Origin of the sequence: Prevotella communis (assembly GCF_022024115.1) — a bacterium.
Taxonomy (GTDB): domain Bacteria; phylum Bacteroidota; class Bacteroidia; order Bacteroidales; family Bacteroidaceae; genus Prevotella; species Prevotella communis.
This window is the reverse complement of record NZ_CP091792.1, coordinates 480,135-491,810: the sequence shown is the minus strand read 5'-3', so window position 1 is coordinate 491,810 and position 11,676 is coordinate 480,135. Positions and strand designations below refer to the sequence as shown.

The following is an 11,676-nucleotide window of genomic DNA, read 5'->3' as shown; positions in this document are numbered from 1 at the left end:
AAAAACATATATGAAACGAACAACAGTATTAATCATCAGCTGTCTCATGATAATGAGCAGCATGGCACAACAACAATTGGGCCGTCGGCCAAACGTGAAATCGCCCGTCATCCACCAAGACGGCTCGGTGACTTTCAACTTCTTTGATCCTACTGCCACAAAGGTCAGCGTCATCGGTGATTTCGATGAACTCACCAGCAAGCGACTCGACATGACGAAACAAGAAAATGGTGTATGGACTGTGACAACGGATCCGCTGACACCCGAGCTATACTCCTACAGTTTCACCGTTGACGGTCAACGTATTGTAGATCCTGCCAACAGCTACGTGAACCGCGACATCAACACACTGAGCAATATCTTTATTGTATCCAAGAGCAACGAGGACAAAGGACATACCTATGCCGTAAATAACGTGCCTCACGGCACCCTGTCTCGCGTATGGTACGACAGTCCCACACTTGGTCAGCAGCGACGCATGACAGTCTACCTGCCAGCTGCCTACGACGGAAAGAAGCGTTTCCCCGTAATGTACCTGCTTCACGGATGGGGTGGCGACGAGACAGCATGGGGCGACCTGGGGCGTGCCTCGCAGATTATGGATAACCTCATTGCCGAAGGAAAATGTGTGCCGATGATTGTTGTGATGCCTAATGGCAACCCCACCTGTGATGCGGCTCCTGGCTGGTGGCACGAGGGAATGTACGTGCCCGATGGCAACGCCTTCCAAAATCGTCCTGCCAAAGCATCAATGGAAGAGAGTTTTATGGATATCGTCCGTGCTATTGACAGTCGTTATAAGACCATTGCCAAACGCTCTGGCCGTGCCGTTACAGGTTTGTCAATGGGGGGCGGCCACACCTTTGGAATCTCACGTCTTTATCCAGAAGAATTCGATTACTACGGTTTACAGTCAGCTGCTACAATGATGGCTCTTGGTGGATGGCTGAACAGTCAGGCTCCAAAACCCAATGCCGAATATGACGCACAGATGGCACGTCTTTTCAACTCAAAACCCAAGCTATACTGGATTGGCATTGGCAAAGACGACTTTCTGATGCAACAGAATACCGACCTGCGCAAATATCTCGACTCTAAGGGTTACCCTTATGAATACTACGAGAACGACGGTGGTCACATTTGGCGCAACTGGCGCATCTACCTAACGATATTCGCACAAAAGATTTTCAAATAAACAAGAAATATGAGAAAAGAAATATTATTGACAGCCTTTGCTGCATTGCTGATGCAACCACTCGTTGCACAAGAGAAGAAATCACCTTCATTTGATGAAGTATTAACCACCCGTCGCAGCATTCGTAGTTATGATGCCACAAAGAAAATCTCCGAACAGGAGGTGCGCACGCTGATGGAGGCCGTACAAGAGGCTCCTTCGTGGGCCAATCAGCAGCCTTCTAAATACTACGTGGCGATGACACCCGAAAAACTCGCTGCTGTGCAGGAGCTCATCGGTGGCAACAAACGTAATGTGCAGGGAGCACCCGTACTCATCGTATCCACCTTCGAACGTGGCAAGAGTGGTTTTTTCCAGGGCAATCCTGCCAATGAGGTAGGCGACGGCTGGGGCGCCTACGACAACGGTCTCTCTAACTGTTATCTCATCATGCAGGCTCGCGCCATGGGTTTCGACACGCTCATCATGGGTATGCGCGATGCCAACAAGCTCCGCTCTCTTTTTAACATCCCGGAAAACGAGGCTATCATGGCCGTCATCGCCCTTGGTTATCGCAAGAATCAACCCGTACTGCCCCGTCATAAGCAGTTGGACGATGTCGTAAAATTCTATTAAATAAGCTATTATGAGAAGAACTCTCTTTATCAGCCTGTTTGCAACCATTTGTCTTCTGGCGGTATCTGCACAGCGCAACATTCGCATTCGAAAAAATATCCCACTGGATTCGATACGTCTGAGCGACCCGGCTATCTTGGCCGACCAGAAAACAAAGATGTACTATATGACGGGTACGGGTGGCATGATGTGGCGCTCCAGCGATCTGAAGCTATGGGAAGGACCATTCCGTGTGACGGAATTTGAGGCCAACTCATGGATGGGACCGCGCCCAATGATATGGGCAGCCGAGTTGCATCAGACGGGCGATGGCTGGTATTACTATTTTGCTACATTTACAAACCAAGAAGTAAAAATTGATACGGTGCGCGGTAATGTCATTGAACGACGTGCCTCGCAGGTACTCCGTGCAGATAATCCCATGGGACCCTATCGTACCTTTGGTGATGCTACCTATCTGCCAGCCAATCGTCCTACGCTCGACGGCACCTACTGGAAGGATAGCGACGGCAAGCCCTATATGATATTCTGTGGTGAGTGGCTGCAGAACTGGAACGGCACGATGGAAAAGATAGAACTGAAGTCCGACCTCAGTGGTACCATAGGCGAGCCGAAGGTGCTCTTCCGTGCCAGCGATTCCCCCTGGAGCAGGGAGAAGAACGACAAAGGCGAAATAACATGGAACAAAGTGACCGATGGACCTTATCTCTTCCGTACCGCCACAGGCCGACTCGGCATGGTTTGGACCTCATGGGTCTATGATGTCTATACACAGGGAGTAGCCTACAGCGAAAGCGGTACCCTCGACGGTCCTTGGATTCAGGAGCCCAATCCCATCACGCCTCCAGGCTTTGGGCATTCCATGCTCTTCCAGCGCTTCGACGGTCAGTGGATGATGTCAGTACACCACCATTCCAAGGACGACCGCGGTCGCACCGTGCGCATTCCCCATCTCTTCAATGTAGATCTAAGCGGTGACAAACTCATAATAAAACCATAAGACATAGAATATGAAACGAATTCTCTTTTTAGTATTTGCATCATTATTCCTTGCAGGACATACATCGGCTGCTAAGCCAAAGAAGGTGCTTACAGAAAAGGATATGGGCGCCTATCTCTTCACCTACTTTAGTGACCCCACCCATGGTCTGTTCATGGCTATCAGCTACGATGGCTATACGTTTACCGCAGTAAATAATGCCGAACCAATTATCTCTGGCGACTCGATTGCCCAGCAACATGGCATCCGCGATCCACATATCTATCGCGCACCAAACGGTAAATTCTATATCGCCATGACCGACTTGCATATCTTTGGCAAACAGAAAGGTATCCGCACCACACAATGGGAGCGTCCCGAGGCATACGGCTGGGGCAACAATCGTGGACTGGTACTGATGGCCAGCGATGATTTGATACATTGGACTCACCATGTAGCTCGTATAGACAAACTATTCCCTGAGAGATTCGGCGAGATAGCCTGTGCCTGGGCACCGCAGACTATTTGGGACGCTGCCGTGGGTAAACCGATGGTCTATTTCACCATCCGTCAGAAGGCTGGCGGTCGCACAAAACTCTATTACAGTTATGCTAACGAGGACTTTACGACCCTCGAGACCGAGCCTCAGTTGCTCTTTGAATACCCCGACACAACGATTCAGGTGCTCGATGCCGATATCTGTCCAATGCCCGACGGTCGCTACTTCATGACCTACGTATCACAGGAGAATCCTGGTGGCATCAAATATATGATATCCGACAAGATTAATCATTTCGACGACTACCATGCTGAGCAGATTGATACAGAGCGCACGGGTTGTGAGGCACCTAACGTATGGAAACGAATCGGTGAGAACAAATGGGTTGTGATGTATGATATCTATTCCATCCGCCCTAACAACTTTGGATTTGTAGAGACCTCCGACTTCAAGACATTCACGCCGTTGGGCCACTTTGGCGATGGAAAGATGAAGATGACCAACTTCGTGTCGCCCAAGCACGGCTCTGTCATTCATATCACCAAGGCCGAGGCCAAGCGTCTGGAACAGTATTGGAACAACCAACAGGTACGCAAGCAACAAAAGACGATCCGTCCTGGTGAGCTGTGGCGCGACGATACGGGACGCCACATCAACGCCCATGGCGGTGGTGTGATGAAGTATGGCGACACCTACTATTGGTTTGGCGAGCATAAGAGCGAACGTACCAGCGATGCACTGGTAGGTGTGATGTGCTATGCTTCGAAGGACCTGGTGAACTGGCACAACTGCGGTGTGGCTCTCAGCGTGAGCGATGAACGTGGCCACGATATTGAGCGCGGTTGTATCCTGGAGCGTCCCAAGGTCATCTATAACTCTGTGACGAAGAAGTTCTGCATGTGGTTTCACCTCGAGCTGAAGGGTCGTGGCTATGATGCGGCCCGCTATGGTGTGGCCGTGGCCGACCGCCCCGAAGGGCCCTATAAGTTCCTGTATTCACAGCGTGCCGATGCCGGTACCTGGCCTGTGGAGTTCAAAGCACAGGATATCACTACTGCCGACACTCTGAACGAAGACAACTTCAAGGAATGGTGGACGCCCATCTGGCGCAAGGCCGTTAATCAGGGGCTCATCCTGAAGCGCGACTTCGCCACTGGCCAGATGTCACGCGACATGACTCTTTATATCGACGATGATGGTAAGGCATACCATATCTTCTCATCGGAGGAGAACCTCACACTCCATATAGCCGAGTTGACCGACGACTATCTGCACCACACCGGCCGCTATACCCGCGTAGCTCCTGGCGGACAGAACGAGGCACCTGCCATCTTTAAGCACAATGGCACCTACTGGATGATTACCTCAGGCTGTACCGGATGGGCACCTAACGAGGCTCGCATGTTCTCGGCTCCCAGCATCTGGGGCCCATGGACACAGCATCCAAACCCCTGTCGCGGTCCGAAGGCCGATAAGACTTTCGAAGGACAGAGTACCTATGTGCTCACGCTCGATAATGGCCGTCATATCTTCATGGCCGACATCTGGCGTCCTCGCCATCCCATTGATGCCCGTTACATCTGGCTGCCCATTGAGTTTGAGAACGGCAAGCCCGTTGTCCGCTGGCAGAATGAGTGGAAACTCTAAGCATTTACGATAAAAAAGAAATCCCGAAAAGCAGATTGCCTTTCGGGATTTTCTAATTTATCGTGCATCCAGCCATTTACCAAGAGTGGCTAGCATCTCGTCGTGATATTTGAACCAGTTGCCGAAACCGTAGCCATGGCCACCGTTGGGATAGATCATCATGGCGCACTCATTGCCAGCTTCCTTCATGGCCTTATAGTACTCAAGTCCATTGGTCACCGGTGGCACCAGGTTGTCGTCGGTCGACATGATGATAATGGCGGGAGGTGTCTCACCCTTCTTCACAGCATTCTGTGTTGAGAAATCGCGCACCAGAGCAGAGTCTTTTTGTCCCTCTTCTCCTAAGAAATTCTTACACGACCACTTATGACTCACATTCTCGTCCATCGAGATAACGGGATAAAACAGGATGGTGAAGTTAGGACGTACCTCCTTGGGGGAGTGTGTCGAGATGACCGATGACAAATGGCCGCCGGCAGAGAATCCCATGATGCCCACTTTCTCCGGATTGATACCCCAAACCTGTGCAGAGTCTCTCACAATGCGGAAGCCTTTTTCCACATCGCCTACGGGGATGGTACGATCGCCATTAGGCAATCGATAATTCACCACGAAATAGGCAATACCCTGATTATTGAGCCATTCATGAGCCAGGGTGCCCTCGTGTGTATTCGACAACATGGAGTAACCACCACCGGGAATACCTACGATAGCTTTTCCATTAGATTCCTCTGGCAGGAAACATACCATCTGTGCCTTCCCATCGTCCGTTAGGTTGAGTGTAAACTGGCGGGCTGTTTTGCCATGTGTTGTTGATACCGTCAGGAGTGTCAACGTCAAAAGTAAGAATGCTTTTTTCATCATAATATGCGTTAATTATTTAATAGTTAATGGTTCGCGACTGCAAAAATAAAAAATATTTTTCAATTATCAATTGTAAATTATCAATTATTTCATACCTTTGCGGCGTATAACTAAAAAAGACCATAAAAGATGAAACAAATTCTATTAACTATTTTATGCGTATGCACAGTCTTCACGGCATCGGCTCAGGAGAACAACGACAAAGTATTCACCCTTAAAAATGGTGATGTCACAATGACTGTCAACATCACAAAAGGCGGCAAGATTCTTTCTCTGAAGTATAAGGACCAGGAAGTTATCTCACAGTCGCGTTTTCCCGAATCCTTCGGCAGTACATTCTGGACTTCACCACAAAAGGAATGGAACTGGCCACCAGTACCCGAATTCGATAAACAGACCTATTCCGTCAACACAGAAGAAGAGAATCATCTCTTTATCACCAGTCCTGTGTCTCAGCGCCTGGGCCTCAGCGTGGGCAAAGACTTTCAGGTGGATAAAAAAGACGGCGCCATAGTTATCACATATTCCATTAAGAACGAAGGCACGGAGCCCCGTCGTGTAGCCCCTTGGGAGATTACACGCGTATCCAATGGCGACGGACAGATTAGCTTTGAAGCCCCCATTGACAGTATCTGGCCTGCAGGTCTCATGACCTTTGAGCAGAAAAACGGTGTAGCATGGTACAAAACTGATGAGGCACCTCAGAACAGAAAAGTAAATGCCAATGGCACTGGTTGGCTGTCATACACCGCTAACGGGCTGACACTGACCAAGAAATTCCAAGACCTGAAACCTGGCGAGGCAGCTCCCGGTGAGGCTGAAATCCAGGTCTACGTAAACCGCGGAAAGACCTATATCGAGTTGGAGAGTCAGGGTGCCTATACACTGCTTCAGCCTAGTGAACAGCTCCACTGGTCTGTACGTTGGTATATCACACAAGGAAATTAGAGATATCACAAAAAGAAATCAGGAGGCTTCCCTCCTGATTTCTTTTTATCTTTACACCTATTACATATTGGCCTTAAAAGTTTTTTCCCAGATTTTCGTCTCCTTTTTATCAAGAAGACCTATCTTTGAGACTGAAACAGTGACATCAACAGCCAGCGGTTCTGTAGAACAGGTTTCTGCAATTCCTTCGCAATGCAGTATAATTTGCTCCTCATCATTTTGAGACTCTTTAAAATACTTTCCAAATACATCACTGAAAGTCTGCTCATACAAAGACTGGGATGTACTATAGCTTGTGTGTCTGCCTACAATCTTGAGGAGTGTTCTACGATTCAATTTATAGAGCGAATCACCAAGTTCCTCTTTTTTGGCTTCCAAAGCTGCATAGGCTTCATCCTCAGAAGAAGCAAAGGAATAAGTGACATAAGGTGTTGTAAGAGCCTGTCCCAATTCGTAAGTAGCAATCACATCACCCTTTGCTTCTTTTCCAGGCTCTGCAGTTGCCGTGATACGAATAAGATAGAACTTCATATAGGCACTTTGGATGTTCTCGTATCTCTTTCTTACGACTTCACACTCTGCCTTCATCTCTTCATCCTTAGGGCTTTTGAGCATCGTCTGGTAATAGGCATCAGCACCAACAGCATGGTTAAAGGCTGCCAGAACTTCCTGAAGTTCCTGGGTATAGGCGACACTACCTTGTTCCAATCTCACTTCGTAACGATAGGTAGCAGGATAACTGGTGTCATCATCACCACATGCGGTAAACACTGTTGCTGTCATTACGCAGCAGAGGACGGCTGCAAACGTCATCAGAATCTTTTTCATAAAAGGGAAAAAATTAAATGATTAATGGTTTTATGAACTATTATTTGTTATCGACTGCAAAGTTACAAAAAAATAGTGAAACGAAGTCTCATTTACAGAAAAAACAATCAAAAAAAAAGGAAAACATACTATAACGGGTCTACATCATAGTAAATCTGAAGGGAACCATAGCGTTTATCCTGCAACATCTGTTGTTGTGCCAACAGAAGGTATTGACGCACACGTGGCATATCAATACCGTTTTCGAGTTTTATCACCAATTTACGAATACTCAAGGTTTTCACACGAGCCACGGCAGGCTTATCAGGACCAAGTACACGGTCACCAAACCATTGGCGCAAGCGGGAACCTAATTCAATGCCGGCAGTATTCACCACATCATCCTTACTATGCTTCAGATAAACATAGATAAGACGATAATACGGGGGATAATGAAACAGTTGTCGTTCTTCCAACAGCTCGCGCGAGAACTGCTCGAAATCATTACGTACGACCTGTTGGATGACAGGCAATTCGGGATTCTTTGTCTGCAGGATAACAAGTCCCTGCCGCCCCTTACGACCCGCACGTCCACTGACCTGAGCCATCATCATAAAAGCATGTTCAAAGGCACGGAAATCGGGCTGATTGAGCATTCTGTCGGCATCCAATATACCAACAACACTGACCTTATCAAAATCCAGTCCTTTACTAATCATCTGGGTGCCAATAAGCAAATTGGTACGACCTGCGGAGAAGTCTGTAATCAGACGTTCGTAGGCATTACGGGTACGAGTAGTGTCAAGGTCCATACGGGCCACACGCGCCTCAGGGAAGATGTCACGAATCTGATCCTCTATCTTCTCCGTACCATAACCCCGTCCCTGTAAGTCCTTACCGCCACAGGCGGGGCACTCCGTAGGCACCTGATAGGTAAAACCACAGTAGTGGCATGAGAGTTGGTTCATGTTACGGTGGAGCGTCAGACTAACATCACAATGCTGGCAGCGAGGCACCCAGCCGCACTGTTTACATTCAATCATCGGAGCCCAGCCACGACGGTTTTGAAAAAGGATGACCTGTTCACCACGTTCCAAAGCTTGTCGCACACTGCTCAGCAAGACTGGTGAGAATGGTCCACGCATCATTTTCCTTCGCTGCAAATCACGCGTATCCACCACCTGGATTTCCGGCAACTGAATACCCTGATAGCGTTCCGTCAACGACACATAACCATATTTTCCCGTCTGTGAGTTAAAATATGACTCCATTGATGGTGTAGCCGTACCAAGCAGAGTTTTTGCTCCCAACATAATCGCCGCACTGCGTGCATGATAACGAGGCATAGGATCCTGCTGTTTATAAGAGGTCTCATGTTCTTCATCTACAATGACAAGACCCAATCGTTGGAAAGGAAGGAATACGGAACTGCGGGCACCCAGGATTACATCATAAGGATTCTGCGAAAGTTGCTTCTGCCATATCTCCACACGTTCGGCATCACTGTACTTAGAATGATAGATACCCAAGCGATTACCGAACACACGCTGCAGGCGCTGCATCATCTGCACTGTGAGGGCAATCTCAGGCATAAGGAAAAGCACCTGACGATGTTGATCCAGCTCACGCTGTATAAGATGGATGTAAATCTCTGTCTTACCACTGGAGGTGACGCCATGCAACAAAGTGACCTGCTTTTTCATAAACGACAACAGAATCTGATTATAGGCATCCTGTTGGGCATGACTCAAAGGCTTAATATGTTCTGGATGAGGAGTTCCTCCCTGATTCAATCGTCCCACCTCAACCTCATAGGTCTCCAGCATACCACGCTTCACCAACTGGTTTATCGTAGGAAGCGTGGACTCTGAAGCATTCATCAGTTCCTCACGGGTAATCTCCACCACCGGCTCACGACACACATTACCCTCGATACTATCCCAATGCGACAAGGAAAGATAGGCAATAAAAGCATCACGTTGCTTAGCAGCACGTGCCAACATATTCAGTGCGGCATGCAACGTAGGTTCATTCTGATAGTTAGCGGTGAGTCGGATAAAAGTCTCCGTACGTGGTTTATAACCTTCTTCTGCCTTCAAGCCTGCAGGGAGAGCAGCCTTATAGACCTCACCTATAGGTGACATATAATAAGAGGATATCCACTGCCAGAAATCCAGCTGACCGGTCAGGAGAATAGGAAGAGTGTCAATGACAACAGAAATGGGCTTCACCTCATAGCCCTGCGGTTTATCATCATGCAGACGAGCTATGACGCCCACATAGTTCTTACTACGTCCAAAAGGCACGATAACGCGTATCCCCGTGGCTACGCGTCCTTGTGCCTCCTGCGGGACGGCATAAGTAAAATAGCCATCGAGCGGCACAGGCAATATGACATCCGCATACTGATTCATCAGAATATATAGGTGGCCGACAACATCCATGAGTTGGCGGTCGTATTCGTATTATTCAAAGCAGAGGAAGCCTCATTGGCAGCCTTACTGACCTTGTTCCATGTAAAATCTCCAGTCTTACCTATCGGGATACTATAATAGACAATAGCCTCCAGATGCTGCCCTATTGAAAGACCAACGCCAAAGTCTATTGCCAGTTTGGTGTCTTGCAAGAGGAACTGCTTTGCATTCTTATTCACATCCTCCCAATAGAACTTTGAAGGACCTACATTAAATGACAATTGAGGACCTGACGTAAGGAACACACCACCAAAATCCATAATACTGGCACCATAACGGACATGGGCAGGAATCAGTATAGACTTCTGTTGAACGGACTCCCCCTCAACCTTCAGCGTACGCTCATTATAAAGACCAGAGATATCAATTGCCAGTCCAGGCAAGGCAGTAGATATCACAAAGGTAGGCCCAACAAAGAAACCGGCACGATTGGATTTGTCAAACACATCATCATTAAACTCCATACTGACCACCTCAAGACCACCCTTCACGCCAAACGCTACGCCTTGAGCCGACAAAGGCATGACCATCAGCCATGCCATAACTATCGGGAGTGCTATCTGGAATAACCTCTTTATCATATAGACAGACCTTAATGACGCTGTCGCCGCACAGAGACGCGGGGAGCAGAAGAGCTACTACTCGATGAAGCGGATGACGTACTCTTGCTCTTCGTCGTTCTCGTACGCTCACGCTTTTGTTGCTTAGCCTTTTCCTTCAGCGCCTTAGGGTCGTTGACTGCTATACTATCCAAAGAATCGCGCTTGGCCTTGTCGCCAAAGATATTATTGCGGAAAGCCTCCAATTCGGCCTCAATGCGCTTCTGCTCAGCCGAATACTTAGTAGAGTCCTCACCGGCAATCTGGGCCAGCGTCTTACCCAACATATTTGTCGTCTTATAGATCTTTCCCTTGTAACGGTTCAAAGTAAAGTAATCGTCCAAGTTCATCGTGGCCGCATTATTCTTGTCACTAATCATCACTGACTGACGACTCAAATATGGCTCCACTTCTGAATACTTCACCCAGAACAAAGGCAACTTCATAGCGTCACCACCAAAGTCATCCTCACGCATCATGACAGGACAAAGAGCAAGGGGTTTGATGTGGAAAGAAGAATTAGCCTGGTCGTAATAGGCACTCTCCTTCAAATAGTAAGCCTTTACTTCTGAAGAGGGGATATCACTGTTTTCCACCTGGAGCTTACCATTCTTCTCCTCATAGAAAATATGATAGTTGTCCAGGATAGTCTTGATGTCAACCTTGGCTGAAGCCTCCAATACCTCATTGCCATCCAGGTTGTACTCATAGACAGGGATATATCCGTTCAGCGCCAACTTGAAAATATAGGTGAAGAGATTCATCTGCTTCCCGACAGGCTCCACAGGATAGTAGAGACCCGAATTCATCTCATCCTCAAGATTAATCTCCCGATAGATGTCACGACGCCATACTACATCCTCTGGCATATCAAACGCCGTGGGATACTGAATCTGCATACGGCGGGTCATACCCTGCGTATTATTCTGCTGCTTTTGTTGGGTAGCATTAGCATTCTGCTGAGTGCGACTCTTTTTTGGCTGGGCAGTCACGGTACCTGCAGCCAGCATTATCATCAAAAAGAACAATAGTCTCTTCATAATTATCTG

Annotated in this window: 10 protein-coding genes and 1 pseudogene; 6 read left to right on the top strand and 5 right to left on the bottom strand. The window is 48.0% G+C overall.

Annotated features, from left to right (window positions below; genetic code table 11):
- Window positions 1-10: 10 nt before the first annotated feature.
- The 5 genes and pseudogenes from L6468_RS02030 to L6468_RS02015 all read left to right on the top strand — a co-directional run bounded on the left by L6468_RS02030 (window position 11) and on the right by L6468_RS02015 (window position 4,935).
- Window positions 11-1,195 (top strand): esterase, encoded by a 1,185-nt coding sequence (locus L6468_RS02030; protein ID WP_237794666.1) that lies wholly within the window; start codon window positions 11-13, stop codon window positions 1,193-1,195.
- A 9-nt stretch (window positions 1,196-1,204) separates the two neighbouring features.
- Window positions 1,205-1,810, top strand: a complete 606-nt coding sequence (locus tag L6468_RS02025; protein ID WP_091814629.1) for a nitroreductase family protein — start codon at window positions 1,205-1,207, stop codon at window positions 1,808-1,810.
- 10 nt (window positions 1,811-1,820) lie between these two features.
- A complete protein-coding gene (locus tag L6468_RS02020; protein ID WP_373277367.1) occupies window positions 1,821-2,810 on the top strand; it encodes a glycoside hydrolase family 43 protein in 990 nt (329 codons plus the stop codon).
- A gap of 10 nt (window positions 2,811-2,820) precedes the next feature.
- Window positions 2,821-3,783, top strand: a pseudogene (locus L6468_RS14820) (glycoside hydrolase family 43 protein); the annotation flags it as partial.
- Between the two features lie 66 nt (window positions 3,784-3,849).
- Window positions 3,850-4,935, top strand: a complete 1,086-nt coding sequence (locus L6468_RS02015) for a glycoside hydrolase family 43 protein (RefSeq protein ID WP_237796632.1) — start codon at window positions 3,850-3,852, stop codon at window positions 4,933-4,935.
- A 57-nt stretch (window positions 4,936-4,992) separates the two neighbouring features.
- Here L6468_RS02015 and L6468_RS02010 read toward each other — a convergent pair whose 3' ends face one another.
- Entirely contained in the window at window positions 4,993-5,799 is an 807-nt protein-coding gene (locus tag L6468_RS02010) for an alpha/beta hydrolase (RefSeq protein ID WP_237794664.1), read from the bottom strand.
- A gap of 129 nt (window positions 5,800-5,928) precedes the next feature.
- Here L6468_RS02010 and L6468_RS02005 point away from each other — a divergent pair, with 129 nt between their 5' ends.
- Complete coding sequence (locus L6468_RS02005; protein ID WP_237794662.1) at window positions 5,929-6,747, top strand: DUF4380 domain-containing protein; 819 nt, start codon at window positions 5,929-5,931, stop codon at window positions 6,745-6,747.
- A gap of 60 nt (window positions 6,748-6,807) precedes the next feature.
- Here the strand turns inward: L6468_RS02005 and L6468_RS02000 are convergent, their stop codons facing one another.
- The 4 genes from L6468_RS02000 to porN all read right to left on the bottom strand — a co-directional run bounded on the left by L6468_RS02000 (window position 6,808) and on the right by porN (window position 11,667).
- Complete coding sequence (locus L6468_RS02000) at window positions 6,808-7,575, bottom strand: hypothetical protein (RefSeq protein ID WP_091814641.1); 768 nt, start codon at window positions 7,573-7,575, stop codon at window positions 6,808-6,810.
- Between the two features lie 128 nt (window positions 7,576-7,703).
- The gene (gene priA / locus L6468_RS01995) at window positions 7,704-9,998 is read right to left on the bottom strand and encodes a replication restart helicase PriA (RefSeq protein ID WP_431356639.1); all 2,295 of its coding nucleotides are present in this window, start codon (window positions 9,996-9,998) and stop codon (window positions 7,704-7,706) included.
- The gene (locus L6468_RS01990; RefSeq protein WP_237794660.1) at window positions 9,968-10,609 is read right to left on the bottom strand and encodes an outer membrane beta-barrel protein; all 642 of its coding nucleotides are present in this window, start codon (window positions 10,607-10,609) and stop codon (window positions 9,968-9,970) included. The genes priA and L6468_RS01990 overlap by 31 nt, the downstream gene beginning before the upstream one ends.
- Before the next feature lie 11 nt (window positions 10,610-10,620).
- Window positions 10,621-11,667: a type IX secretion system ring subunit PorN/GldN gene (gene porN, locus L6468_RS01985; protein WP_091850965.1), complete on the bottom strand. Its 1,047-nt coding sequence runs from the start codon at window positions 11,665-11,667 to the stop codon at window positions 10,621-10,623.
- Window positions 11,668-11,676 lie beyond the last annotated feature (9 nt).

What these genes read in the sequence shown, in the direction of transcription:
- L6468_RS02020 (WP_373277367.1), top strand. Translation starts at nt 1,821, where the DNA reads ATGAGAAGAACTCTCTTTATCAGCCTGTTTGCAACCATTTGTCTTCTG.
- L6468_RS02030 (WP_237794666.1), top strand. Translation starts at nt 11, where the DNA reads ATGAAACGAACAACAGTATTAATCATCAGCTGTCTCATGATAATGAGC.
- L6468_RS02005 (WP_237794662.1), top strand. Translation starts at nt 5,929, where the DNA reads ATGAAACAAATTCTATTAACTATTTTATGCGTATGCACAGTCTTCACG.
- L6468_RS02025 (WP_091814629.1), top strand. Translation starts at nt 1,205, where the DNA reads ATGAGAAAAGAAATATTATTGACAGCCTTTGCTGCATTGCTGATGCAA.
- L6468_RS02010 (WP_237794664.1), bottom strand. Translation starts at nt 5,799, where the DNA reads ATGATGAAAAAAGCATTCTTACTTTTGACGTTGACACTCCTGACGGTA.
- porN (WP_091850965.1), bottom strand. Translation starts at nt 11,667, where the DNA reads ATGAAGAGACTATTGTTCTTTTTGATGATAATGCTGGCTGCAGGTACC.
- priA (WP_431356639.1), bottom strand. Translation starts at nt 9,998, where the DNA reads ATGGATGTTGTCGGCCACCTATATATTCTGATGAATCAGTATGCGGAT.
- L6468_RS02000 (WP_091814641.1), bottom strand. Translation starts at nt 7,575, where the DNA reads ATGAAAAAGATTCTGATGACGTTTGCAGCCGTCCTCTGCTGCGTAATG.
- L6468_RS01990 (WP_237794660.1), bottom strand. Translation starts at nt 10,609, where the DNA reads ATGATAAAGAGGTTATTCCAGATAGCACTCCCGATAGTTATGGCATGG.